Below are 24,243 nucleotides of genomic sequence, written 5' to 3'. Positions count from 1 at the left end.
CACTCCCGGCAGTTCGTTTTTTATAATCATTAGGGTTCTACATAAACGGGAGGATTTACATCTATGTGGTTTCTATTTGCTTTATTGACATCTTTGGCTTGGGGTGGCGCCGATCTGTTCTACAAAAAAGGCAGCGACAGCGCGGACCGATACAGTCATCTGAAAATCGTGGTGATGGTTGGACTCGTGATGGGGATTCACGGTACGGCTTACCTGATGATTAAGGGGCTTTCCTTTGATCCGATGGATATGATACGGTACTTGCCGGTCTCCGCGCTGTATATCCTATCGATGGCGATCGGTTATTTCGGGCTCCGGTACATCGAGCTTTCCATCGCTTCGCCGGTGCAGAACTCGTCCGGGGCCGTGACGGCGATCCTGCTGTATCTGTTCTTTCCCCATGACCTCGGCTGGGTCGAAATTGCGGGGGTAGCGATCATCACCCTCGGCGTAGTGGGGCTGGCGGTTCTGGAGAAGCAGGGCGAACGGGTCGCTCTCAAATCGGGGACAGAGCGTATCGATGCGAAATATCAAATCGGCGTAATGGCGATTACCTTTCCGCTGCTCTACTGTCTGCTTGACGGATTAGGTACGTTTGCCGACGGGATTTATTTGGACGAGCTGAAGCTGATCGGGGAGGACGCCGCGCTGCTGGCTTACGAGTTCACCTTCTTCCTGTGCGCTGCGGTCGTCTTTATCTATTTGGTCGCGGTCAAAAAACAACGGTTCAACTTCTGGGGAGAGCGCGTCAAAGGCGTTGCCGCGATCTTCGAGACGGCGGGCCAGTTCTTCTACGTATTCGCCATGGCTAGCAATGCCATCGTGGCCGCGCCGCTGATCGCTTCGTACAGCGTATTCTCGGTAATTTTGTCCCGCCTGTTCCTCAAGGAACGACTCAGCCGGCTGCAATACGCCGTCGTTGTGCTTGTTCTGGCGGGGATTGCGCTGCTCGGCTTGGCGGACGAGCTGTAACGGACCGTAATGATCTTATTGGCCTATTTCCCGGGTATTTCCCAGCGTAACGGACTCCACGGGTCTTATACGGCCTGCGGAGCTGCATGTCACGGTGATTTTCTGGAAATAGCGTCCTCTCCGTCCGTTACGGTCACGATGCATCCGCTCGTCTCCCATTAGCGTCTCTGGTGTCCGTTAGACAAGCCCGGCTCATGACATTTCCTCACGATGGACTACCCTAGGCTCACTCATGTTATACTGCTACTAATATGCCGAAAGCGAGGTACCCATCATGTGGAAAGAATTCAGAGCCTTTGCGCTCAAAGGAAATGTGCTTGATCTCGCCATCGGGGTGATTATCGGCGCAGCCTTCGGAGGGATTGTGACCTCTTTGGTCAACGATATCCTGATGCCCGTCGTCGGTTTGTTGGTTGGCGGCATCGATCTGAAAGAGATGCAGTTTCAATATGGCGACACCATACTGAAATATGGTGCTTTTCTGCAAACCGTCATCGACTTCTTTATCGTCTCCTTCTCCATCTTCCTGTTCGTCAAGGGAATTAACAAACTGAAACGCAAAGAGAAAGAGGAGCCAAAGACTGAAGCCCCACCCGCCCCTTCCAAAGAGGAAGAGCTGCTGGCCGAAATTCGCGATTTGCTGAAGCAAAGAGCATTGGAGGAGAAGTAACTCCAACCGAAGCATCAAAGCCCGAGCCGCAACTGAAGCGTTGCGGCTCGGGCTTTCTTCGAATGACGGATTCTTGCAACTTGGCTAACGGATGGTTATCGCGTCAGCTTTGGCCGGCGCTGCTTCCAGCGGCGGAGGCAAAACCTCTTGCCTTGACGACCCCGCCCAAAACGCCGCGATGAAGCCGATCGCGGCTGCGCCTGCCATGAACCAGAAACCATATTGCACGGCATCCCCCAGCATTTGACGCATCAACTCCAGTTGCTCCGCCGGTAAACCGGCATGGGAGTTCAATGCGGCCAACGGGTCGGTGACGACCCCAAGCTCGCCAGCCACTCCCGACAAATCCCCCGAGTGGTGCTCCAACAGGACGGACAGCCTCGCGTTGATTAGAGAGGTTAGTACCGCTGTGCCGAAGACGCCGCCGATGGAGCGAAAGAAACTAACGGACGAAGTCGCGGCTCCTCTAACCGAATCGTCTACCCCCATGCTGACCGCGGTTTGCCCCACCATCATCATCATGCCGATGCCGAGGCCGATGAGCATCATCACCAGGCATAAGACGACATAGCTCACGTTAACCGGGAGGAAAATCATCATCAGGAATCCTGTACCTGACAACAACATTGACAAAGCGATATTAAAGCGCCAAGTGAAGCGTTGAATGAGCGCTCCGCACAAAGTTGCACCAAACATGACGCATAACATGAGCGGGGTTAATGCGCCGCCCGTCCCGGTCACGCCGCCGCCTAGACTGCCCTGCACGAATAACGGAATATACACCAGCGCCCCGTACATCATGATTCCCTGCATTAGGGTCGCGACATAGGTGCTCGCCATCACTCGGTTTCGGAACAAGCGAAAAGGAATAACCGGCTCCTTCTCTCGTAATTGACTAAGGACGAACCACGCCGCGGCGATTCCTCCGACGATTAGCAAGCCGAGGATTGGCAGGGAGCTCCAAGCATATTGCACGCCGCCCGTCTTCAAGGCGAGCAGCAACGATAGAGTACCCAGAATCAGCAAACCGGGACCGACATAACCGATCGATGCGTCCGGCTTCGGCGTTGCCGCGTTTCGAGGGAGCAGCTTCAATATAATCACGAAGATGACCAGTCCCAGCGGCAGATTGATGTAGAATATATATCTCCAACTCAACAGCGACGTAATCAGCGCGCCGACCGTCGGCCCGATCACCGAGGAGAGGGCGAACACGCTCATGTATAGAGTCTGGTATACGCTGTTGCCGTTTCGCGGCATCAGGCTGAAGACCACCGTGAAGGTGATCGGCATCAGAAGCCCTGCACCGATTCCTTTAATGCCGCGGAAAATGATGAGCTGCAGCATCGACTGGGCCGACCCGCAAAGCACGGACCCGATCACGAATATCGTCAACCCCAACACCAGGAACACCTTTCGTCCGTATAGGTCGGATAGTTTGCCGGCGATGGGAGTCATCGCAGTCGAAGTCAGCATGTATATCGTAAATACCCAGGACATCTGAGTAAATCCTTCCAATTGAGTCACAATCGTCGGCAATGCGGTAGAAACGATCGTTTGATCCAATTGCGTTAAAAGTATGCTTAACAGGAGTCCGGCAAACAGCCAATGAAACCGCCTGGCCGTAAGCTCCCCAAATCTGCTTTCCATTCCGCCATCACCCGCTTCATTACGCTAGGTACGTCAAATGCCGGCCATTTTCGCGCAGCGGTTCAGATAACCGTGCACGGTATGTTCCGAAATTCGCGATACCGCAAAACCTCCATAACGATTGATCTGTTCCTCCAGCACTCGCTGCACGGCATCGGATGCCGCCCCTTCCCTCTTCGTCCAGATCCCCACGAACCGGTCGGCAATGGCCCCGGAGTTGGTCTCCCAATAGCGCAGCAATTGTACGATATCTTCCGATAACTCGCCGTATTTGCTGGAAACCGCCACAAAGAGAAAATCCTCGCTCCCATCCCGGTCCCGCCATCCCTCCAAGCTGCGGATAACGTTTACGGTACAACCGTTCCATCCCTGCATCGCCTCAAGGATGGCGGAAAGCTCTCCATCCTGTTCCGCCTCGCCGGCGGCTGGATCGAAGAATACGCAAATATTGCGGCCCTTCCCGTCGGAGGCGTCATTTTCCTCCTTGACCGGATTGTGCATCAGCAGGCCGTGCTGCGCGATTCCGATCATTTGATCGGCAATGACTTCCTGCAGTTCTTCCTTCGTACCCGTATATCCCGTAATCATCGCAAGGGAATCCGTATCGCGATAATAGAATTGATTCATCATCCCCCAGAGACAAAACAGAACGACCTGAACGTTAACGTGCGGATTGAGGATACCGGCCCGCTTCCACTCCTTGAACATTTCGTTCTTGTCGAAGAAGTCCTGAAACCACTTGGAGGAAGCATACCGGTCGAACAGTTTTCCGCCCTCCAGGGATTCTTTATGAAAGATTTTATACAAATTTGGAATTTTGCATTTAATGTCAAAATGCGTCTTGATATATTGTTTCAAGACAAGTTCCGGATGAACGTTCTCCCACGATTGTCCTTCAACATAGCTTTCCCATTGGCTAAACAGGCGCATCAACACAGCCTGGTACAACTTCTCTTTGGTGTCGAAATAGTAGTGTACGAGTGCCTGGTTGACTCCGGCCTTCGCGGCGATATCGCTGATGCGCGTTGCGGAGTAACTGCTGTTTGCAAACAGCTCCTCCGCACAGTTTAGAATCCGTTCCTGCACGTTGGTCTTCTGCTCATCCGATTTCGTCATTTGAGACATATCATGTCCACCTTTCTAACTTGGAAGAATATTCGAGCTGGAGCTACTGGGCGCTTCCGTCAAGAATACTCCTCCGAAGAAAGCTTACAGCAGGGATTTCATGACAGGCTCAGTACTCCTTATCCATTCCTCGATCGCATTGCGGCCGCGATCCCCCTCGGTATCGAGGACATACAGTCCTCGCCCCGGACAAATCGCTCCCAATTCCGCAAGTAAAGGCTTCAAGTGAAGCTCGACCGCCAATTGATGCTGATACCCCGCCCCGACCATCAGCGGATAAGCCAGTTTCCCCGACAGGGCGTTCATCGGGAGCAAGTCCATGAATAGTTTAAGCAGCCCGGTGTAGGTCGCTTTGTACGTAGGGCTTGCCACTACAAGATAAGTGGACGCTTCCACTCGGGCTTGCAGCGATTGGATCGTCTCCTGATCCCATTGTACTAGAGCAGATGCATATTCCGCCAAATCGATGACTTCATGCGTCACCTCTGTGGAAATATGCCGCTTAAGTATATCACGAAGCAGCTCGGCCGTTTGTTCGGCGAAAGCAAAGGTTTTCGAGCGGGGCTTCGGATTGCCTACAATCGTCGTGATTTGCATGGTTACGCACCCGCCTTATCCAATGCCGCATATTTCCCGCGATAAAATAGCAGCGGTTCCGCCGCCCCTCCCGGGGTATGGATATGGAGTCCCCGGCCCAGCAGGACCAAATGATCCCCGCCTTCCAGCATGTCCTCGACAACGCATTCCACGCTCGTCAAGCAGCCTTCCAGCACCGGTAGGCCGGTCTCCCCGGCATGATAGGCAATCCCCAAAAACTTCTCGTTACCGCCTTTCTTGGCGAATTGCCGGGAAATCGATTCCTGGGATTTCTCCAGGATATTCACGCAATACTTCCCCGTTGCCGCCAACTCCGTTAGTGTGGCGCTATGGCGGTCAACGCAGATCAACACCATCGGTGGGTCAAGCGACAAGGAAGTAAAAGCGTTTGCCGTCATGCCCAGCGGATTCCCCTCTTGGTCCAACGTCGTGATGACCGTGACCCCCGTGGCAAATTGCCCCATCGTATTTCTCCAAACCATCGGATCCATTTTCGCTTCCTCCGTTCACCGGGCCGCTTTAACTCGGCCCGTTACATATTTTCCATGCGGTAAAGGCATAAATCGCCGCCGCGTCCACCATATCGTCAAGCGTCGGTCTAAATCGAGCAGGACCGAAGGTCGCCGACGGGATACCGTACATGTTGAACACATTATGGTCCCGCCACATACTGGAGTAGGCTGGATGCGCAATCGGTAACCGGCCACGGCCGGCGGCTTGGCTCCCCGCCTCGATGGCTTCGGCCAATGGGGCAATCTCCTCATCATTCGCCTCGTACCCTTGCCGATACACAAGGGGCAGAACTTGGCCCAGCAGGTTAGCCTCATGAAGGAGTCGTTCCAGCCCTCGCTGAATCGGCCCGATCGATTGCTTTGCCGTGAGATTGACTTCGATATAGATTGAACAAACCTCGCTGCCAGCCCCCATAATATGAGGGTCGCCGCCACGGATCGCGGAGATTTGCGCTTTCGGGACCGAGGTCCCTCCGTTCGCGCTGTAGGTGTTCTCCTTCTCGTAAGCCATCGCCCACTCCTGGATTTTACCGATCAGCACCGCCGCCTTCACCAGCGGATTCGGATGCCTTACCAGCTCCGAAGAATGCTCCAATAGCGGCGTAAACACTTCTTCGCCGTATAGATCAATCCGGTAGAGCGCATGACCACAAGACATCCAAGTCATGCCGAAGTCGGTACCTTCCGCCGCAATCGCGTAATCTGGGGCAACGCCGCCGTGAGACAACAAATACTGGGCCCCGATCTCTTTCCCTAGAAACTCGCTACCGCGGAATTCCTCCACCTGCTCGGGACCGATCTCCCCTGGACAAGCCGTAACGTACAAGCGTCCTTTGAGAGAGAGCCCTGCTTTTTTCAACGCTTTGGCAGCCATTAGCGTGCAGGTCATCGGCCCGCGATCGTTCTCGACCGGCCTGCCCGAGAACACGCCGTCTTCGAACTTTGCCTCCAGCCATTCCGGGCGTTCCACAGTTTCCGGCCGGTAACGCCACTGATCGCGTTCGTTATATTGCGGGGCTTCCGTATCCAAATGACTGGTGAGCAACAGGTTTTTGCCTTCTCCCGGCGCCGCTCCGCCGAAAGTCCCAATCACGTTAAAGCGATTCTCGACCATCCCCGCTTTACGCGGATTGAAACCTTCCTCCTTTAACCAGTTGTATACATAATCTCCCGCTTCCTTCTCATAACCCGCAAGGCTGCGGATATTGCCAAGCTCCAGCAGGAGCCGGGTTAGTTCTTCTCCGTCGATGTGGCTGCGGATGAGCTGCATAACCTCACGATCGCGGTCTGTCAATGTTTGCCCTTTCAATAGGCTCATTCTACCTACGCCCCCTTCCAATCGGAGAGAACCTGCTCCGTGGAAAGCACGGTTGCGAAATTCATCCCCAGAATTCGGATGGACATGTCATGCATGTTCTGATCATACGCCGCGCAGGCGTCCTCAACGACGAAGATCCCATAGTCTTTCATGAATCCGTCCCGAATCGTGGAGTCCACGCAGCATTCGGTCGTGACGCCTGTAACCACCAGTTTGTGAACGTCCAGCTGCTGCAGCAGCAACTCTAGGCGAGTGCCCACAAAAGCGCTGTAACGCTGTTTCTCGACCGCATAATCCCCGGGGCCGGGAGCGATCCGGTAATCCTCGCTGCCAGGGGTCCCCCGCCGGCAAACCGCAACCACTTCCTCCGGATCGAACCCCTGCAGCGCATACCAAGCTTTCATGGCCCGGGAATCGGTCTCCGCATCCGTAACCAGACGGATGAAGATGACCGGAACCCGATGATCATGCGCACCCTGAATGAGTTCCTCGATACGATCGACGGCAGGGTCAACTGATGACAAATCGGCGCCAAAGTCCGCCATTTTCCCGTCCGTCCCGCAGAAATCCCGCTGCACGTCCACAATCAACAAAGCCGCATGATCATTCAGCCCCATCCCCATTGCGCATCCATCCTTTCTAAAGCCTTGCCTATTTGACGGCGAAGGTTCCTCTAAGTCTCGGCAGCACCTCTTTGCCGAAGATCGTCAGGTCTTCCACGTAGTCGGGGAAGGTCAACATCATTCCGTCGATGTTCGTTGTCTCGATGATTTCCTGGATTCTGCCTTGGATCGTGTCCACGCTGCCCGCGATCGTCTCCGTCATGAAGGCGCTCTTGGCACGGTGCACCATCGAATTCTCCCGACCGTCAGGCTCAAGACCATAGCTGCGGAGCATTCCTTTGATCGCGCCGAAATCCGCCCCTTCCTGGTACGTTTTGATTCGCTCCTCCGCGTGCTCGTCCGTATCCCCGGGCACAATGGTAAACATCGCGTAGGTTTTGATCGTCTTGTTGCGTTCGGCCGCCATCTCCTTAGCGCGTTTGCTTACTGCGGCGAGTTCTTCCAAATCCCGGCCGCCGATAAAGCAAGCATCCCCTTCGTCAATCGTAAAGCCCATGCCTTTCTCCGATTGGCCGGCACAAATGATTTCCGGTCTCGGCTTTTGCAGCGGCTTTGGCAAGGACTCGCATTCTTCCAGGTGGAAGTATTGTCCCTGATGGGTGACCTTCTCCTCGCTCCACAGCCGCTTCACGACCTGCATCCATTCCTTCGCCAAATCGTAGCGCTGATCGTGGCTCAACTCCTCCGGCCACATGCCCATTTGCTGAAATTCCCCGGCGAAAGAACCGGAAACGACGTTCATGCCAACCCGTCCGCCGCTGATTTGATCCAATGTGGCAAACATTTTGGCAGCTACCGCTGGATTGAACAGGAGCGTATGCACCGTCGCATAGATTTTCACCCGGGTCGTCGCTTCCGACAGCCCGGCCATCATCGTCATCGATTCTAGGGACGTCCCCCAATGGTTGGTCGTACCGCCGTATCCTTTCCATTTCGCCATCGACATGATGAAATCCAAACCCAAATCCTCGGCGATGACCGCCGCTTTCCTATTGATGGCATAACTCCCGTCCAATCGCGGGGAGGTTTCGGAAATGATCCAGCCTCCGTTGGTCACCGGCAAAAACACCCCGAAATCCACTTTGTTATAATCGATCGTCGTCATCGGTTCGTCACTCCTTGTATTTTATGAAATTCATAGGCTTATTCCGGCCAAATCAACATTTCACCGTCATAAATCGAATCGATATAGGCATTGTTCATCACTTGATCGACGGGGAGCTGCTCCTTGATGACGCCGGCTAAGGACAACATCTCGATTTCGCGCGACCACTGCTCTTCTGCCTGCCAGGCTACGCCGTGACCTGGGATACGGGATTGCCTTACCAGATTGCTCTCGACCGACCAACGGTTCGTCTCCGTCGGCAAGTCGTATACGGAATCGGATTTGGATGCCATCACCTTTAAGGCTTCCTCGCCATGCGACACCGCATAGTCGTGCGCCCGAGATACAGCTCTCAGGAAATCTTCCACCGCTGTCGGGTGTGCCTCGGCGAACTTGTTGTTCACCGTCAAGACGCCAAAGGAGGTTTCCGCTCCGAACTGGCCGGGGTCGATAATCGAAACCTCAACACCCATTTGCTGCATCAGATAAGGCTCGTTCGACTTGTATACCGTTAATGCGTCCACTTGGCCAGAACTCAACACCGTTGGATCGTATCCTACGGAAACCCCTTTGACTTCCGTCGGGTCCACGCCCGAATTCTTGAACATCGCGACGACGTTCGCCGGCATGGCTCCGTGGTAGCCAAGCATTTTGCCAACCAGGTCCTTGGGCTCCTTCAGGCCGGAATCACTCATGACCATAATGGCGCTAGTGCCCGTGGAGCCGAACGTAGCGATCCCTTTGATGTCCGCGCCGTTCGAGACGGATTGGATCACGAGGCTCGGCGTGCCCGCGCTGGCAATTTGCGCCTGACCTGCCGCCAGGAACTTCATACCCTCCGAATCGAGCCCGGGCATGATCTTTACGTTAAGTCCCAACTCCTTGAAATAACCCAGCTCCTGGGCCATCACAACCTCGATATCCGGCGGAGATGCCGCGTAATAATAACCTGTGATGTACGTAATTTCTCCGGCCTCTTCATTGAGCTTCTTTCTCGCTTCCCAATCGACAGGTCCGTCCTCCGCAGAGCCGTTTGCCGATTCAACCGAGTTGGACGGTTCTCCGGCTCCATGATCCGCAGCGGCATTCGCCGCAGGAGTTGGCGCCTTGCCTGAACTACCGCAGGCCGACAACATCATGGCAGTCAACATCATTAGTACCAATAACAACGGTATTTTTTTGCTTTTCTCCATCTCCATGCTCCTCCATCTCCCTATCCAATATCTCTCATCTATGCGGTCAGCCCGTGGCTGGTCCGGCCTCATTCAATTAGTCTCGGTCGCCGCCCATCGCGTGCCAGAACAACACCTTCCGTTCGATAAACCGCACGACGTTCGTCAACAGAATTCCCATGATCGCCAGCATAAAGATCGCCGAAAACATTCGCTCGGTCTGCAAATAGTTGCTGGACATCATGATGACGTTGCCGAGACCTTCCGTCGATCCACTCCATTCCCCTACTACAGCCCCCATTACACTAAGGCTGACGCAGGTTCTCGCTGCCGAGAACAGATACGGCAAGCTATTCGGCAAACGCAGCTTGAAGAATATTTCCCGTTTGCTGGCATGTAGAGATTGCATGTATTCCAAGTGATTTCCATCAATCGAGCGAAATCCCGTGATCGAATTAATCAACATCGGGAAAAACGTGATAATCGCAGCGATGAGTATTTTCGGCAGCGCATCGAAACCGAACCAGAGGATAAACAAAGGGGCAATGGCTATAATCGGCGTGACGTTGGCAAGAACCGCGATCGGCAGCAGGGTTCGCTCCAGCAAAGGGGAATGGGCCATAAATATCCCGGCAACAATCGCGACCGCCATACCTAGGAAGAATCCTGCCAAAGCTTCGAATAACGTCACCCCGGCGTGAGGCAAATAAAATCCAATGGAAGTTGCAAACTCATATAACACCGATGACGGGGCCGGCAAGGTGACCGGCTGAATCTTGAACAGGCGCACCGCAAGTTCCCAAGCCAGAAACAAGGCAACGAACGCGGCAAGGGGCGGCAAGTACGGCGAGGAAACCACACGGGACTTTACTCTGCTTAGGACGGACGCCTCTTTCTGTTTCCCCGGCTTCGAAGCGACCCTGATTACGCCTTCTCTAGCAGCACTTCTCATGACAGAACCACTTCCTTTCTAGATCTATCAATTCGACTTCCATTCATCCCGCAAGTAACCCCGGATCTCGGCAACATACCGATGGAACTCTTCGGTGTCCTCAATCGGGCCACGTCTCGGCCTTGGCAAGCCAATGTCGATTACCGCCGCTATACGCCCCGGTCTAGCCGACATCACCACCACCTTGTCGGACAATAAAACGGCTTCCCTCAAGCTGTGCGTCACAAACAGCACCGTTTTCTGATGCGACTCCCAGATGTCTAGCAATTGATAGCTAATTTTCTCCCGAGTGATCTCATCCAAAGCGGAAAAAGGTTCATCCATGAGAAGAATAGGCGCTCCGGAGCCGAACGCCCTGGCGATTCCTACCCTTTGCTGCATGCCCCCGGACAATTCCTTCGCGTAGGCATTCACGAAATCGCCAAGCCCGACGGATTTCAGCAATTCTACAGGATCTTCCCGTTCTACCACCTTAACGGCGGCGGTTCCCCTTACGTTCACCTCAAACGGAAGATTCATGTTCTCCAAGACGGTTCGCCAAGGAAACAAAGCCGGAGATTGAGGAACGAAACCGAATTGCTTCCGGCTCTGCGCGTCGAGCGGGCTCAGCCCCCCGATCGTAACCTCGCCCCGATCCACCTCGGCAAGTCCGCCTACGATGCGGAGCAGGGTTGACTTGCCGCATCCGCTTGGACCGATCAGACTGACGAAGGTGCCCTGTTCCAACTCCAGATGAATGTCCCGCAACGCTTCGGTCATATGACCCCGGCGCTTAAACCATTTACTGACATCGCTCACCTTGATGTAAGTCAATCCTCATCACCACACTATGCATTTAATTAGTTGATTAAAAATAATTAACTATCTATTTAATTTGTTATTCAAAATAGTAGCACCACCCAACTTTTATGTCAACTTATATTACAAAGAAAAATTTATTTTTGGCATTTCATTTGAGAATATAGTCAATATTCACGTTTATATGTTAGGTATAATGACATGTATTTCGTTATTCAATCAAAATTCACTTCCAAATTCGGTTTTTTCGTTATGTTAATTAACAAGTTAATCAACCCTGTTTCAACTGACTCTAAACAAAAAAAACACCGTTCTACCTTTTCGGTAGTGAACGGTGTTTGTTTTCCATCTGTCGAATACTCGCGAAGCTAGCAATGGTTAGAACAGAATCCCTTACGCCAGCTTCTGCCCGCAATTCGGGCAGAAATTCGCGCCATCGTTCTTGGCCCCGCAGTTCGGGCAGAAATTAGGGCGCTTGGAACCTGCTCCTGCGGCGGAAGGCGCCGAGGGTTGCGGCGGCTGACTCGTCCCTGGGTTCGGCGACTGCGGCTGCGAATGATCCTTCCCGTGGTCTGGTTCCGAATTCAGGTTCTTCATCATTTCCTTGGCCAGGTTCATGCCCATCATCATGCCCGCCATGTCCGAAGCGGCCCCGCCGCCCTGCACCTTGCCCGAGGCGAGGCCGTCGGTCATGCTGACCTGCTGGTATTTCGGCAGATTGCCGATCATTTCATGCGACGCCGTCTTGGTGATCATATCCTGAATTTCCTTCGGATAACTGAAGCTCATGACCTGGAATCCCGTAATCGCCAGCCCGTCGTCCATCACCTGCATATCCAGGTCTTCCTGAATGCCCCGCGCGATATCCGCAGCGTTGGCCTGCAGATTAAACATGTCTTTGCCCTCTCGGCTAATCCACTTCATCAGCAATTGGTCGAGTACGGAGGTAATGCGAAGTCTGACGTCCTCCACCAAATAACTTTGCTTGACTCCCGCAACCTTATCAATTAACGTCACATAGTCATTGACCTTGAAATTAAACGTACCGTTTGCACGAATCGGCATCCCGCCGGGGAGCTGGGGCGTAGGAATTAACACCGGATTTTGCGTGCCCCACCGGACCGTAAACTCCTTCGTGTTCACGAACAACACCTCAACCCGCATGCCGCTGTTGAAGCCGAACTTAAACCCTTTCAGCGTAGACAGGAACGGCACGATTTCCGAGGCAACGTTATATTCGCCTTCCTCCTTGAAAATCCCCTCGATTTTCCCGTTATTGATAAAGACGGCATCCTGCCCCGAGCGGATGATCAGCTTACTCCCTTTTTTGATCTCCCGGTTATTCCATTTCCAGAAAATCATGTCGTCCCGGAACTCTTCCCATTCCACGACATTGGCAAATTGGCTCTTGAAAAAACTCATAGGCTACCCTGCCCCTTCCGTTAAAATGATCCCCGGCTCCCGCTATGCGAGTGTCCGCCGCTGGTCGTTCCTCCGCCTCCACCGCCACTGCTGCCGCCTCCGCCCCCACTGCTGCTGCTCTCGATCTTCGTTTTCGTTACCGTGGTACGGAGATAGTTGTCTTGCCGCCATATAACGCCGGAGTCACCCGAATCCTCGTAGGTACGATTGTTCACCGTGACCCTGCCGCCGCTCCGGAACGCCATTATACCGACAACCACTCCCCCGATGACGAGTGCGATCACGAGTTGAATGGCGGTATTGAACAGGAGGTTATCCGGATTCACTCCCGGTCGGAACCCCATATACCGGTAGGATGTGCGTATGTATTCTGCGAAGGCGCCATGATAATCGCCTGCCGTTAGGAGCGGGGCGATTTTATTGCGAATCTTATCCAAACGGCTGTCATCCAGGTATTTCTCACCTTTATAGAAACCCGCCAAATATAAATCCCGGTTGCGCATATCCAACGTCAAAATCACGGCATTGCCATGGGCTTTGTCGTACCCCGGAGCTCGCTCGTCATAGAAATCCTCCGTCAACTTGACGACGTCCTCATCTTCGGGGTTATCCGTCGTAAAGACGATAAAGTCCGTCTCCCGTTTCGGCCCGTATTCATTAGCCAAAGCATTCAAATCATCGATATATTCCGGATACAGAATATCGGCTTCGTCGTAAATCAGCTTCTTCTCGGTTGGTGTTTGTTCTGCCCAAGCCGTCAACGGAGTCAGCATCCATAACGCGACCAACGTTAGCAACAAAAACGTGGTTACCCTTCGCTTGTTCATATGAAGCCGCCTCCCAACATCCAGGCCACGATTTTGAGCCCCAGGAAAGATACAGCCGATACGCCGGCGAACCATGCCGCCATTTTCCCCTTGCTAAGTGGCGGTTTCCCCACCACTTTCCCCGTCTGCCCGTTCATCGCAAACGTGTATTGTTTCCCCTTGTAGTTGTAATAAACCATCCACACCGGAAGCAGCGTATAATCGGACCGCTTAACGGTCGTATCCATCTGCTTGTCGGAATAACTTACCGTAGCATATTCAGCAACAGTCGAAGATATATAGGATTCGATATAAGGCATTGTTTTCTCCTGGGCTCTCGGGGTGAGTTGCTCGCTGTTAAAGTTATACTTTTCGGCGATATAGCCTGCGAGATAAGGCGTCTTAAACGTCTTCAATTGATCGTAGGGAAAAGGCTCCAGCTTATCCATCAGCTGATCGTCCATTTTCGCCGAGGCATCGATCGGCAGCCGCACATAATTGAGACGGATTCTCCGGTAGAACTCGTAATAATCCGTTTCCGTGTATTGGTAATCGCCTCTCCGATAGCTTCTCACCTGGGTCCCTTGGCCGCGGACATCCACATTATGAAGTAAGTCGTACAACCAGAACGGCACGTACATCCCGGTGATGTTCTGGATGCGGTCCGCGGTCATGAAGCCGCGGGGCGTGAGCAGCCCTTTCCGACACCATTTCTTGAAGGCCGCCATCGCTTCTTCCTTGCTGATCGCAAAGGGGATCACCTGTTGCGGGGCCAGCTTTCCGGTCAGGCGATCGCTCAACACCACGGCGGAGCCGCAGAAGCTGCAGGTCGTCGCACTGGTCTCCGGTTCCGTCACGATCACCGCGCCGCAGCTTTCGCAATGATACTCCCGGACCTCATCCTCCGCGAATACCTCCTGCTTTAACGGGTCGGGAATTTGCTCGATATTGTCTTTGCGGCCGCAGCTTGGGCAGGATAACATGCCCGTCGTACTATCGAAAGTCATGCCGCTGCCGCAGCTCGGACATTTGTATTCAATGACCGGCAAATCGTTCACCTCAATCCATCCGAATAAGAATTCAGAAATTTTGCTTATTTATTTTCGCTTTAAGCGCCGCGAGTTCGTCCTCCGGAGTAGTTACCGTAAGAGTACCCGACTCCTCTCTGGCCGTGTTGTTGCCCTTCTCCAGCTCCGCGAAGATAGCATCCAGATCGTCTTCCCGCGTCCCAGCTCGCAGCTCGGCCAATGCCAGCGCTTCGTTCAGCGCTTGATCGGCCTTCGCCTCCAGCTCGCGAAGAGTCTCCTTCCCACCGGAAGCCTGTGTCCGGCTCAGCGTTTCGGCCTCCGCCAGTTTGCGCTTCAGCTCGGCTTGCCGCGCCTCCAGCCCCTGCAGTTCGGAACCCAGCTTATCCTGCATCCGCTTCATTTTGGACGAATTGTCCGCGGCTTGCTCGTAGGCCGCCTGCAGCCCATTCAGACGCTCCGCCTGCTTCCCCTTCCGCTCCAGAAACTTCAGCGCGGCAGATTCGTCGCCCGATTCCACCGCTTTCTCCGCATACCGCTGTAGCTTCCGGACCTCCTCGGCGCACTCATCCAGCGCGCGCTTCGCCCGTTCTTCCTCCACCTGCACCGCCGTCGCCTCCGCCTTGACTTGCCCTATATCCAGCCTCAACTGGCGAATATAGGCATCCACCGTCGCTGCCGGATCCGGTGAACGCTCCAGCAATGCGGAGAGATTGGACCGCATCACGTCCCGAAACCTCGCCAAGATTCCCACTTCTCGTCCTCCTTCAGATCCGTTATTTACTTAATAATACATCAAATCCGATCCATTGGTTTCAATGTCGGCGATGAAGGGATGGCAAAAATAAAAACGCCCCCAAAGGGGCGCATACACGGGTTATTGGTCAGAGTCTTCCTTTTTCTCGGAGTACGCGATCAGGTTGACCTTCTCCCCGAGGGTTTGCTCGATCTTCTCCTCGAGCCTCCGAATCTCCTGAACCAGCGACGCCCGGTCCTCCAAATCCGTGAATTCGTAATCTTGTTGCATAACGCTACACTCCTCCCTAGTTTTAAGATAACTTGCGCGGAAAGGAGTCGTTATATGCAGCAGCGGGGTCATAAACCTTACTTGGCTGCCGCATGGTTATTCTTAAAAATCGGCACCATCCGCCGCTTCCCTTCCCGAAACACCGCCAGCTCCTTATATCCGAGCTTGACCATGTCGGCCAAGGCCGTATCGAGCAGGGTGCCGATATCGTCCGGAAAGTGAGCATCGGAGGATAACGTCAGCGGAACCCCGTAATGGGCCAATACCGACAGGAACAAAGGACTCGGGCAGCTCTCGGCGATGGGATAGCGGTAGGCGAGGCCGGTATTGATCTCCGTAGCGACGCCGCTACGGGCCATTTCCTTGGCGATGCTCCGGTAATACGGCAGCAGCTTCTTCTCATTAGCCGGCCGGAAGCCAAACACCTTCAGGTTGTCCGGATGGGCGATAATCTGGAACAACCCCGAGACGCTAGCCTGTCGCAGCAATTCGTAATAATCCGCGTAGGTTTGCACGGGATCCCGGCCGTCAAAGCCGGTCTTCGCCTCCGGATTGTCGAAACCCCAGCCTTCCAGAAAATGTACCGAGCCGATCACGTAATCCCAATCATAGCCGGACAAAATCTCACCCAATTCCGCTTCGCACCCGGGGAAGAAATCCGCCTCGATGCCGAGGGCCAAATCCGGCCGAGTCTTCTTCGCCTTCGTGACGAAGTTCACGAAATCCGCGATCGATGCCACGCATACTTGGTCCAACCAGGTCCGCTGCAGCTTGCCAACCCGACTGTCATCCAACAGCATATGTTTCTCGTAATACGGGCGGCATTCCCGGAACCGGTACAGATGATCGACGACGCCAAACTCCTGAATGCCGCGTTCGCGCCCCCGAATCAAGTAGCGATCCAACCATTCTTCGCTATAGGCTCCCTGCTCCATACGCCGAGACAACAGCTGTTTCATTTCTTCGGCATACTCGATCGTGTGATGCCCCAGCGCTGGATCCGGCCCCGGCTCGGTCGCAGCCAATCCTTGTAAGGTACGCGATAGCCAGCGCAAAGAATACGGGCCTTCTTCCAGATGAAAATGCATGTCAACCTTCACCCGCAAACTCCCTCCTTGTCTACTCCCATTTCACCATGGCCCCGGAAGGCTTGATCCCGAGATAATGGCACATCAGCGGAGCCAAATAGAGTTGGGACAATCCCTGATCGCTCTGGAGCTTCGGCGACGGAATCGGTAACTCGCCAAATACATACAGCGGAACGTTTCGCTCCTCTGGCTCGGTTCCTCCATGTTGTCCCGCCGCATTCATCCCGTGATCGGAGGTGACGATAATCTCATACCCTTGCGACCGCCACAGCGGCACAAGGGTAGCCAGCATCCCATCCACCGCGCGGACGGCGCCTTCGTACTGCTTGCTTTCCCCGCCGTGCTTATGCCCCATATCGTCGATGTTCATCGAGTGGATATAAAGGAAGCTCGGATCATACGTCGTGCGCAAATGCTCCGCATCGAGGAACAGATGGCTATCCGGATAGTGGTCTTCAAAATAAAAGATTCCGTGCTGAATCGGCTGGTTTTCCTCATGCTGATGCCGGTCGGTGACCGGATTAAACGGTGCCCGGTTATACAGTTCGCCGACCCAATGGTACGCAGCGGCGGCCGTTCTTAGTCCCGCGGCTACGGCGAGATGGAACACGCTTTGCTCCCGGCTTAGCCGCGCAATGTGATTCGCCGTGATGCCGTTTCTCGCAACTGGCGTACCGGTCAACAGCACTTCGTAGAGCGGGCGCGACAAGCTCGGAAGCTGCGACTGCACTTGATAACAGGTAACCTCCCCCTGCTCCACGAGATGCTCCATGTACCCGAGATACTTGCGGGCAGCATCATATCTTAACCCGTCCAGTACTACCACGACGAGCTTCTTGGCTTCTGCTGATGACATTCGTTTCTCCCCCTTTAATTGGTGGCTTCCATCCATTGGATCCGATGACTGCGGAGCGTCTGCATCCACTCCTTTGGTGCGGCGGCGTCGCTGACAATGGCGTGAACCTGCCCAAGCGGCGCGATCTCCACGAAAGCTTCCTTGCCCAGCTTGGACGCATCGGCCAGCACGATCGTGCGGGACGCCGCTTCGATCATCCGGCGCGACATCCCCGTCTCGTCAACATCGTAATCGCTGATTCCGCGTTCCAAGGAGATCCCCCCGATGGAGATAAACGCCTTATCGACCCGAAACTGCGACAATATGCTTTCGCCGATCGTTCCCGACATCGACTGTTGCTCCGGATTTAATTCCCCGCCTACCACAAATATCTTCCCGGAAAACCTCCCGCCGTTCAGCGATTCCATCAAGTGATACGCCACGGCCAGCGAGTTCGTCAGGATCGTAAGCCGCTCCCGCCCGGCAATCGCCTTGGCCATCTCCAGTGTCGTCGTGCCGATATCGATGGCGATCGTATCGCCGGATTCGATCAGCTCAGCGGCAGCCCGGCCGATTCGCTCCTTCTCCTCCGCCTTGACCTTCTGACGCTGCAAATACGGCGGTTCGTAGCTGGTTAGCTTAGTCAGGACCGCGCCGCCGTACACTCTTTTGGCCAAACCTTCTTTCTCCAGCAGGATCAAATCGCGGCGTACGGTCTCTTCTGATACGGTGAAGCGATGCGAGAGTTCCGGTACCTTCACCTGTCCCTCCTGCTTCAACTGCTCCATGATGAATCGTTTGCGTTCCTCGGATGAAATGGACAACTTGCTTAGGCCCCTTCCTTCTCTAGCTGCAGCAATTGTGCGCGATCCAAAGCCAGGGCGACCTTGCGGTCCTCCTCCAACCGACGGCTTCGCCCGTCATTTAAGGCATCCACTGTCAGCCGGATGCCGGCGGCATCGATGGCGTAACGGATCACGTTGCCGAGGATCGACGCCGAATGAACGGTTCCTTCCACAATCGGTTTGCCCGCATGGATCAGGTCAATCTCTTGATCCTGTTCGCCGACCAGCGAAAGCGCCTCCGGCCGGATGGCATAACTCTCCCCGTCGCCGGGGACCGTGCCGAACAGCCGCATCGCTTCAGCCCGCGTCAGCACGTTGTAGCTGCCCATGAACCGCGCGACGAACTCGGTGACAGGCTTGCCGTACAATTCCTCCGGCGTCCCTTGTTGTACGATATTCCCTTGATTCATTAGGCAGACCCGGTCGGATAAAGTTAGCGCTTCTTCCTGATCATGCGTGACGAAGATCGTGGTCATGTTGAATTGCTTTTGAATCTCGCGGATTTCCGTCCGCAGGTTTTTGCGGATTTTCGCATCCAGCGCGCTCAGCGGCTCATCCAGCAGAAGCACCTTGGGCCGGACGGCGAGCGATCGGGCGAGCGCCACCCGCTGCTGCTGGCCTCCCGACAGTTGTGCGGGATAGGCGTCCCGCTTGTCGGTCAAGTCAATGAGCTCCAAGAGTTCGCCGGATCTTTGGCGACGGGCTTCCTTGGTCATCCCGCGCATCCGCATGCCGTATTCGATATTCTCGCTGACCGTCAGATTCGGGAACAAAGCGTACGATTGGAACACCATGCCGATCTCTCGGCTGCGAGGGGGCAGGTTGACGATGTCCTTGTCATCCAGCCAAATCCGCCCTTCGTTGATCTCCGTCAGACCGGCGATGCAGCGCAGCAGCGTGCTTTTTCCACATCCGGACGGACCTAACAGCGTGACGAGTTCCCCCTCGCGAATGTCCAAATTCACCTGATTCAGCACCGTCGTCGTTCCGAATTGCTTACGGATCCCTTCCAGCTTCAGATATGGCTTCATTCTGAAATCCCCCTGTTTACTTTTTTGCCGAGTTTCATCAAGATCATGGACAACGCCAGGATAAACAAGAAATACGAAATCGCGATCGCGCTGGCCAAATGCCCGCTTTCATTCATGCGCCGGGACAAGTACACTTGGATGGTCTGAATATGTCCCCCAACCAGCATATTGGTCATGACGAATTCCCCGAATAGCACGGAAAAAGACAACAGCGTCGAAGTCACCACGCCCGGCCAAATGTTCGGCAAAATCACGGTCACGAACGCTTTCATGCGGCCGGCACCCAGCATTTCCGCGGCATTCAGCAGCTCCGGCGCCGATACGGTCAACAGGCTGTTGCGGATGCCCTGGTACATATAAGGCAGCACGATGATGAAATACGCGCCGATCAAAATATAGGCGGTGCCCGAAATGTTGATTGGACCGGTGGAATATGTGCGGATCAACCCCACCGCAGCAACGACGCCGGGCACGGCATAAGGGAGCACGACGATTCCTTTCATGAAGCTCTCCAGCCGGGGCAAGTAAACGGTGATGATGAAAACGGCCGGCAGCATGACGGCCAGGCTAAGCGCGATACTGATCGCGCAGAGGTACAGGGATTTCCACAACGCGTCCAGAAATCGCGCATCCTGGAACATTCCGCTGAACCACTCCAACGTCCAGCTCTCCGGCAGGAGGGTCGCTTGCCACTCCTTCGCGAACGCGTAAATCATCGTCGCCAGAAGGGGGAGCAGCAGATAGGCCATCATCACGAGCATCAGCGAACGCGAGCCCCATCCTGCTTTCTTGCTTGGCGTCTGCATTACAATTCCTCCTTCAACGCAGGAGATTTCAGCTTGGGCCATCTCCGCCGACTGCGGACCTTACCCTCCGATGAGCCGGATTGAAACTGGTGCAGGCGCTGGGTCATCTTGTGGTTGAGATATACAGCCAGCAGCGTCGACAAGCCCATAATGACCGCCAGCGCATTCCCCAGCTGCGGCTCGGTCACGACATCGCCCGAGACCAGATTGCCGATTCGCACAGCGAGCAAATTGAAATTGCTTCCGACGAGGGCATAAGCGGTTGCGTAAGCGCCCATCGCATTCGCGAATAAGATTCCCAGCGTACCGAACACGGCCGGCAGCAGCACCGGAATCCCGATCGTTCTCCAAAACTGCCAATGGCTCGCGCCAAGCAGCGACGCTGCTTCCTTCCACTGCTCCCGAATCCCGTAAAACGACGGGTACAGCAGCAACAAAGCCAGGGGAACCTGAAAATAGACATACACCAGGACCAGCCCCGACCAGCTATATAAGTTGAAACCGGCAAACACGTCCCACCCCCACTGCTTAAAGAGCAAGGTAAAAACCCCATTGCTCCCGAGCAGGATAATGTACGCGAAGGCGAGCGGCACGCCAGCGAAATTCGAAGTCATATTGGACACCATGATCAAGCGGTCCCGCATCTTCGGCGCGAACCGCGTTACGGAGTAGGCGCATGCCAATCCGACGACAATCCCGATGACGCTCGAGAAGACCGAGATCAACAAGCTATTCTGAATGGCTTTGAGATAATAGTCGCTTTGAAAAATTCGGGCGTAATACCCAAACGTGATTCCGGCACCCTTCTCCGGGCTGACGCTTCCCGTTAACATCGACACGATCGGCACCAGTTGGAACAGGGCCACCATGACGACGAAAGGAACCAGTCCAAGCAGATACCAGCGATTTTTCCGTTTCACGCCACACCCTCCTTATTGGAAAAAAGGGGCGCCCTCCGTCCAAGACGTTTGACGCACCACTTCAAATGGTAGAACTCGGACTCGCAATTCGTCCAGTTAGTTCATATGAACAAGCACGCGCTCCTGCCACAGCTGCGGCAGCTTCTTCGTTGTTTCTTCCCAAGCCTTGTAGTCGCCGATCGGCTTCACGTTGGCATAGGCATCGGCCGGCAGCAGCTTGGCGGCAACGTCCTCGGGAAGCTGTACGTTCTCGCGGATCGGACGGGCATAGCCCTTCGCCAGGTTGATTTGGCCGGCATCACTCAAGATGTACTCACGTGCCAGCTTGGCCGCATGCGGATGCGGCGCGTATTTGTTAATGATCGTAGCGTAACCGCTGACCACGCTGCCTTCCTTCGGAATAGCGACGTTAAACTTCTCCGGACCGCCCAGTTGATCGCGGTAGTTCAGGGCATTGAAGTCCCAGAACAAGGTCACTTGCACTTCGCCTTTCTCGATGTTGGCCAGCGAAGCTTCTGCGCTGGATAAGCGGCCTTTTTTCGCCAAGTCTTCGAAGTAAGCAATCCCCGGCTCGATGTTCGTTTCATCCCCGCCGTAGGCAATGGCGGCGGCCAGGACGGCCATTTGCGCTTGCGCAGCTTTGGTCACGTCGCCGACGATGATTTTATAGTCGCCGTTCTTCAGATCTTCCCAGCTTTGCGGCGGTTGTTGGACCAGGTCCGTGTTCGTGAAGAAAGCGATAGACCCTTGGTACCCTACGATCCAGTGGCCGTCCTTATCCTTGGCCCAATCCGGAACCTCGTCCCAATACGAGGTTTTGAACGGTTGGGTCACGCCCTTGTTCACGGCAACCGGACCAAACGCGATCCCCACGTCGCCGATATCTGCGGTCGGTTTGTCCTTCTCCGCCTCGAATTTGGCGATTTCATCGGCACTCGACATATCCGTATCCGTGTGATCCAGCGAATACTTGGTTTTCAGATCCACCCAAGTATCTTTCCAGTTCGCCCACGTATCCGGCATGCCTACGCTCACGACAGAACCTTCTTCTTTCGCTTTCGCTTCCAGATCGGCCAGCGTAAGCTCCTCGGCCTGCGCCGCTCCGCTTGTGTCCGTAGCGGCCGCATTGCCTCCATTGTCACTCGCACCACAAGCCGCTAGCATCAATACAAACAAGGATAAGACCAGACCCAGCGTGAACTGCTTCTTTAACCCAAATTTCATGGTTTTCATGCACTCCCTGTGGATTATTGTGGGTTCGTTATGTATTTCTGTTGATTCCGACCCAAGTAGAGTATAGGTTTTGACTGTTTGCGCTGGATTAATGGAAATGGTGAAGTTTATTAAATCGGAGGCGGATGATTTGTTCGGATTTTCGCCCTTGTAAAGTGCGTTCCGGAAGGGATAAGATTACTTTGACATTTTTCGGCAGCAAGGAGGCGCAATGAAGAGGACACTCTTCCACATCTATGAAAGTCATTCATTTCTTCTTCCAGATTGCCCTGCTCACGGGGTTTTACGGTGCAGGGTTGTTGCTTCAGACGGTAAGCAAGGCACCGATTCCCGGGAGCATCTTCGGCCTCGTGCTGTTGTTCCTGGCTCTTAAACTGCGGATTGTTCCTGCGAGGTGGATGGAACAAGGGGCCGGATTTATGCAAAAGTTGATCCCGTTATTCCTGGTACCGGCCACGGTTGGCGTCATGGACTATTTCCAGGTGTTCACTGCGGGCGGACAATGGCTGATTCTAATCGTTGTGCTCAGCACGCTTTTAACCATGATATTGGCAGGGTTGACTACGCAATGGGTAGCCCAACGGACCTCGAAACCTCAAGAGGAGGCGATCCCATGCGTGAAATCCTTTACGAAGCAGGCATAGTGCTGGGCGTAGTCCTCTTATACCTCCTGATGAGCGGATTGTATCGCAAGTTGAAATGGGCCATTCTCGTTCCGGTCCTCACCTGTTCCGCACTCGTGATCGGCTTGTTGATGACGACGGGGACTTCCTACGGCGATTTCATGAGAGGCGGACGTTGGCTGCAATATGGTCTTGGCCCCGCCGTCGTAGCGCTCGCCTACCCGATGTACAAAGAACTCGACGCGTTGCTCAGAGAATGGAGAGCGGTCCTCGCCGGCACGATCGTCGGCATTGCGGCTGGAATGATCAGCGGCATCGGATTTGCCCTATGGGCAGGGTATCCCCGTGAACTGATCGTGTCCATCTTGCCCAAATCGATTACAACACCGGTTGCGATGGAAATCTCCAGCAGCTTGGGAGGGAACGCATCCATTACCTCCGCCCTGGTGATGCTCGCGGGGCTTACGGGTGTCATTCTGGGCCCTATCGTCTTCAAATGCTTTGGAATTACCAACGACAACGGGAGGGGCATTGGCTTCGGGGCCGCCTCCCATGCGCTAGGCACGGGCAAGGCCGCGGAGTTTGGACCCACCGTCGTCTCGACCAGCACGGTGGCTCTGACCTTTAGCGCCGTGTTCGGCTCCGTGCTGGCGCCGTTGGTCGCTTGGCTCTTGTTGTGATCAGGGGAACAGCGGATGAGCCTCGCCTCGTCACTTCTTGTAGCCTCGTAGCCTCCTCCCTCTGCAGTTCCACGCATGCAAATAAGGCCCTTTTGGGGCCTTATTTTTGTTAATTTGGCTCTTTCGCCGAAAATAAGGGACTTTTATGGCCTTATCGATCCGGGCGCCGGCCAAAACCGCATTTTCCCGGCCTATCCATGCAAAATAAGGCCAAAAAAGGCCGCTATTTCGAGCCAAACGCCAATCGGGAGGAAAATAAGGCCCTTTTTTACCCTATTTCCGCACGCGGCCAACGCAACAAATGCCCGAGAGGCCGCAGCCATATGCTACATACTTATTGTTACAACAACTACGTCACCGATCTGTTGACCCCCCTATCGACCAATCTGCTACTCTCGGCATTATAAG

Annotated in this window: 26 protein-coding genes; 4 read left to right on the top strand and 22 right to left on the bottom strand. The window is 54.5% G+C overall.

Annotated features, from left to right (window positions below):
- Positions 1-63 precede the first annotated feature (63 nt).
- Positions 64-972, top strand: coding sequence for an EamA family transporter (locus MKZ15_RS01785; RefSeq protein ID WP_339819360.1), 909 nt, complete (start codon positions 64-66; stop codon positions 970-972).
- 274 nt (positions 973-1,246) lie between these two features.
- Positions 1,247-1,642 carry a large conductance mechanosensitive channel protein MscL gene (gene mscL / locus MKZ15_RS01780; protein WP_213623131.1) on the top strand — a complete coding sequence of 132 codons (396 nt, stop codon included), beginning with the start codon at positions 1,247-1,249 and terminating at the stop codon, positions 1,640-1,642.
- Between the two features lie 84 nt (positions 1,643-1,726).
- On the opposite strand, the gene MKZ15_RS01775 is transcribed toward mscL, so the two are convergent.
- From MKZ15_RS01775 to MKZ15_RS01670, 22 genes are all read right to left on the bottom strand, one after another.
- On the bottom strand, positions 1,727-3,292 hold the full coding sequence (locus MKZ15_RS01775; RefSeq protein WP_339819357.1) for an MFS transporter: 1,566 nt from the start codon (positions 3,290-3,292) through the stop codon (positions 1,727-1,729).
- A gap of 33 nt (positions 3,293-3,325) precedes the next feature.
- Positions 3,326-4,417 carry a TetR/AcrR family transcriptional regulator gene (locus MKZ15_RS01770; RefSeq protein WP_339819356.1) on the bottom strand — a complete coding sequence of 364 codons (1,092 nt, stop codon included), beginning with the start codon at positions 4,415-4,417 and terminating at the stop codon, positions 3,326-3,328.
- 84 nt (positions 4,418-4,501) lie between these two features.
- Positions 4,502-5,014, bottom strand: a complete 513-nt coding sequence (locus tag MKZ15_RS01765) for an NAD(P)H-dependent oxidoreductase (RefSeq protein WP_193417164.1) — start codon at positions 5,012-5,014, stop codon at positions 4,502-4,504.
- Positions 5,015-5,016: 2 nt separating this feature from the next.
- Positions 5,017-5,505 (bottom strand): flavin reductase family protein, encoded by a 489-nt coding sequence (locus MKZ15_RS01760; RefSeq protein WP_339819351.1) that lies wholly within the window; start codon positions 5,503-5,505, stop codon positions 5,017-5,019.
- A 28-nt stretch (positions 5,506-5,533) separates the two neighbouring features.
- Positions 5,534-6,844, bottom strand: coding sequence for a hypothetical protein (locus MKZ15_RS01755; RefSeq protein ID WP_204801132.1), 1,311 nt, complete (start codon positions 6,842-6,844; stop codon positions 5,534-5,536).
- 5 nt (positions 6,845-6,849) lie between these two features.
- Positions 6,850-7,467 carry a cysteine hydrolase gene (locus MKZ15_RS01750; protein ID WP_339819348.1) on the bottom strand — a complete coding sequence of 206 codons (618 nt, stop codon included), beginning with the start codon at positions 7,465-7,467 and terminating at the stop codon, positions 6,850-6,852.
- Between the two features lie 28 nt (positions 7,468-7,495).
- Positions 7,496-8,572, bottom strand: coding sequence for an LLM class flavin-dependent oxidoreductase (locus MKZ15_RS01745; protein ID WP_213623125.1), 1,077 nt, complete (start codon positions 8,570-8,572; stop codon positions 7,496-7,498).
- 38 nt (positions 8,573-8,610) lie between these two features.
- On the bottom strand, positions 8,611-9,765 hold the full coding sequence (locus MKZ15_RS01740) for an ABC transporter substrate-binding protein (RefSeq protein ID WP_339819342.1): 1,155 nt from the start codon (positions 9,763-9,765) through the stop codon (positions 8,611-8,613).
- 76 nt (positions 9,766-9,841) lie between these two features.
- A complete protein-coding gene (locus tag MKZ15_RS01735; RefSeq protein WP_339819340.1) occupies positions 9,842-10,696 on the bottom strand; it encodes an ABC transporter permease in 855 nt (284 codons plus the stop codon).
- 27 nt (positions 10,697-10,723) lie between these two features.
- Entirely contained in the window at positions 10,724-11,509 is a 786-nt protein-coding gene (locus MKZ15_RS01730; protein WP_339819337.1) for an ABC transporter ATP-binding protein, read from the bottom strand.
- 378 nt (positions 11,510-11,887) lie between these two features.
- Complete coding sequence (locus tag MKZ15_RS01725) at positions 11,888-12,916, bottom strand: SPFH domain-containing protein (protein ID WP_213623121.1); 1,029 nt, start codon at positions 12,914-12,916, stop codon at positions 11,888-11,890.
- Positions 12,917-12,936: 20 nt separating this feature from the next.
- Entirely contained in the window at positions 12,937-13,689 is a 753-nt protein-coding gene (locus MKZ15_RS01720) for a TPM domain-containing protein (RefSeq protein WP_339822249.1), read from the bottom strand.
- 50 nt (positions 13,690-13,739) lie between these two features.
- Complete coding sequence (locus MKZ15_RS01715; protein WP_339822246.1) at positions 13,740-14,771, bottom strand: TFIIB-type zinc ribbon-containing protein; 1,032 nt, start codon at positions 14,769-14,771, stop codon at positions 13,740-13,742.
- 31 nt (positions 14,772-14,802) lie between these two features.
- Positions 14,803-15,501 (bottom strand): PspA/IM30 family protein, encoded by a 699-nt coding sequence (locus tag MKZ15_RS01710; RefSeq protein ID WP_339819333.1) that lies wholly within the window; start codon positions 15,499-15,501, stop codon positions 14,803-14,805.
- A gap of 123 nt (positions 15,502-15,624) precedes the next feature.
- Positions 15,625-15,774: a hypothetical protein gene (locus MKZ15_RS01705; protein ID WP_193417174.1), complete on the bottom strand. Its 150-nt coding sequence runs from the start codon at positions 15,772-15,774 to the stop codon at positions 15,625-15,627.
- Between the two features lie 77 nt (positions 15,775-15,851).
- Positions 15,852-16,874 carry a PHP domain-containing protein gene (locus tag MKZ15_RS01700; RefSeq protein ID WP_339819331.1) on the bottom strand — a complete coding sequence of 341 codons (1,023 nt, stop codon included), beginning with the start codon at positions 16,872-16,874 and terminating at the stop codon, positions 15,852-15,854.
- A 19-nt stretch (positions 16,875-16,893) separates the two neighbouring features.
- Positions 16,894-17,718: an alkaline phosphatase family protein gene (locus MKZ15_RS01695; protein ID WP_339819329.1), complete on the bottom strand. Its 825-nt coding sequence runs from the start codon at positions 17,716-17,718 to the stop codon at positions 16,894-16,896.
- Between the two features lie 14 nt (positions 17,719-17,732).
- On the bottom strand, positions 17,733-18,521 hold the full coding sequence (locus tag MKZ15_RS01690; protein WP_155606874.1) for a DeoR/GlpR family DNA-binding transcription regulator: 789 nt from the start codon (positions 18,519-18,521) through the stop codon (positions 17,733-17,735).
- 5 nt (positions 18,522-18,526) lie between these two features.
- A complete protein-coding gene (locus MKZ15_RS01685) occupies positions 18,527-19,573 on the bottom strand; it encodes an ABC transporter ATP-binding protein (protein ID WP_213623116.1) in 1,047 nt (348 codons plus the stop codon).
- A complete protein-coding gene (locus MKZ15_RS01680) occupies positions 19,570-20,379 on the bottom strand; it encodes an ABC transporter permease (RefSeq protein WP_339819326.1) in 810 nt (269 codons plus the stop codon). Before MKZ15_RS01680 ends, MKZ15_RS01685 begins: the two co-directional genes overlap by 4 nt.
- The gene (locus MKZ15_RS01675) at positions 20,379-21,299 is read right to left on the bottom strand and encodes an ABC transporter permease subunit (protein WP_339819323.1); all 921 of its coding nucleotides are present in this window, start codon (positions 21,297-21,299) and stop codon (positions 20,379-20,381) included. The genes MKZ15_RS01680 and MKZ15_RS01675 overlap by 1 nt, the downstream gene beginning before the upstream one ends.
- Positions 21,300-21,395: 96 nt before the next feature.
- Positions 21,396-22,523, bottom strand: a complete 1,128-nt coding sequence (locus MKZ15_RS01670) for an ABC transporter substrate-binding protein (RefSeq protein ID WP_339819320.1) — start codon at positions 22,521-22,523, stop codon at positions 21,396-21,398.
- A gap of 245 nt (positions 22,524-22,768) precedes the next feature.
- Here MKZ15_RS01670 and MKZ15_RS01665 point away from each other — a divergent pair, with 245 nt between their 5' ends.
- On the top strand, positions 22,769-23,176 hold the full coding sequence (locus MKZ15_RS01665; protein ID WP_155606878.1) for a CidA/LrgA family protein: 408 nt from the start codon (positions 22,769-22,771) through the stop codon (positions 23,174-23,176).
- Positions 23,146-23,835, top strand: coding sequence for an LrgB family protein (locus MKZ15_RS01660; RefSeq protein WP_193417182.1), 690 nt, complete (start codon positions 23,146-23,148; stop codon positions 23,833-23,835). Before MKZ15_RS01665 ends, MKZ15_RS01660 begins: the two co-directional genes overlap by 31 nt.
- Positions 23,836-24,243: the final 408 nt, after the last annotated feature.

The sequence above is a fragment of the Paenibacillus sp. FSL R7-0216 genome (assembly GCF_037969915.1).
In the GTDB taxonomy this organism is placed as follows: domain Bacteria; phylum Bacillota; class Bacilli; order Paenibacillales; family Paenibacillaceae; genus Fontibacillus; species Fontibacillus rhizolycopersici.
Note: the sequence above shows the minus strand (reverse complement) of the source record. Positions and strands in the feature narration are given on the sequence as shown.

What these genes read in the sequence shown, in the direction of transcription:
- MKZ15_RS01785 (WP_339819360.1), top strand. Translation starts at nt 64, where the DNA reads ATGTGGTTTCTATTTGCTTTATTGACATCTTTGGCTTGGGGTGGCGCC.
- mscL (WP_213623131.1), top strand. Translation starts at nt 1,247, where the DNA reads ATGTGGAAAGAATTCAGAGCCTTTGCGCTCAAAGGAAATGTGCTTGAT.
- MKZ15_RS01775 (WP_339819357.1), bottom strand. Translation starts at nt 3,292, where the DNA reads ATGGAAAGCAGATTTGGGGAGCTTACGGCCAGGCGGTTTCATTGGCTG.
- MKZ15_RS01770 (WP_339819356.1), bottom strand. Translation starts at nt 4,417, where the DNA reads ATGTCTCAAATGACGAAATCGGATGAGCAGAAGACCAACGTGCAGGAA.
- MKZ15_RS01765 (WP_193417164.1), bottom strand. Translation starts at nt 5,014, where the DNA reads ATGCAAATCACGACGATTGTAGGCAATCCGAAGCCCCGCTCGAAAACC.
- MKZ15_RS01760 (WP_339819351.1), bottom strand. Translation starts at nt 5,505, where the DNA reads ATGGATCCGATGGTTTGGAGAAATACGATGGGGCAATTTGCCACGGGG.
- MKZ15_RS01755 (WP_204801132.1), bottom strand. Translation starts at nt 6,844, where the DNA reads ATGAGCCTATTGAAAGGGCAAACATTGACAGACCGCGATCGTGAGGTT.
- MKZ15_RS01750 (WP_339819348.1), bottom strand. Translation starts at nt 7,467, where the DNA reads ATGGGGATGGGGCTGAATGATCATGCGGCTTTGTTGATTGTGGACGTG.
- MKZ15_RS01745 (WP_213623125.1), bottom strand. Translation starts at nt 8,572, where the DNA reads ATGACGACGATCGATTATAACAAAGTGGATTTCGGGGTGTTTTTGCCG.
- MKZ15_RS01740 (WP_339819342.1), bottom strand. Translation starts at nt 9,765, where the DNA reads ATGGAGAAAAGCAAAAAAATACCGTTGTTATTGGTACTAATGATGTTG.
- MKZ15_RS01735 (WP_339819340.1), bottom strand. Translation starts at nt 10,696, where the DNA reads ATGAGAAGTGCTGCTAGAGAAGGCGTAATCAGGGTCGCTTCGAAGCCG.
- MKZ15_RS01725 (WP_213623121.1), bottom strand. Translation starts at nt 12,916, where the DNA reads ATGAGTTTTTTCAAGAGCCAATTTGCCAATGTCGTGGAATGGGAAGAG.
- MKZ15_RS01720 (WP_339822249.1), bottom strand. Translation starts at nt 13,689, where the DNA reads ATGCTGACTCCGTTGACGGCTTGGGCAGAACAAACACCAACCGAGAAG.
- MKZ15_RS01705 (WP_193417174.1), bottom strand. Translation starts at nt 15,774, where the DNA reads ATGCAACAAGATTACGAATTCACGGATTTGGAGGACCGGGCGTCGCTG.
- MKZ15_RS01695 (WP_339819329.1), bottom strand. Translation starts at nt 17,718, where the DNA reads ATGTCATCAGCAGAAGCCAAGAAGCTCGTCGTGGTAGTACTGGACGGG.
- MKZ15_RS01685 (WP_213623116.1), bottom strand. Translation starts at nt 19,573, where the DNA reads ATGAAGCCATATCTGAAGCTGGAAGGGATCCGTAAGCAATTCGGAACG.
- MKZ15_RS01680 (WP_339819326.1), bottom strand. Translation starts at nt 20,379, where the DNA reads ATGCAGACGCCAAGCAAGAAAGCAGGATGGGGCTCGCGTTCGCTGATG.
- MKZ15_RS01670 (WP_339819320.1), bottom strand. Translation starts at nt 22,523, where the DNA reads ATGAAATTTGGGTTAAAGAAGCAGTTCACGCTGGGTCTGGTCTTATCC.
- MKZ15_RS01665 (WP_155606878.1), top strand. Translation starts at nt 22,769, where the DNA reads ATGAAAGTCATTCATTTCTTCTTCCAGATTGCCCTGCTCACGGGGTTT.
- MKZ15_RS01660 (WP_193417182.1), top strand. Translation starts at nt 23,146, where the DNA reads ATGCGTGAAATCCTTTACGAAGCAGGCATAGTGCTGGGCGTAGTCCTC.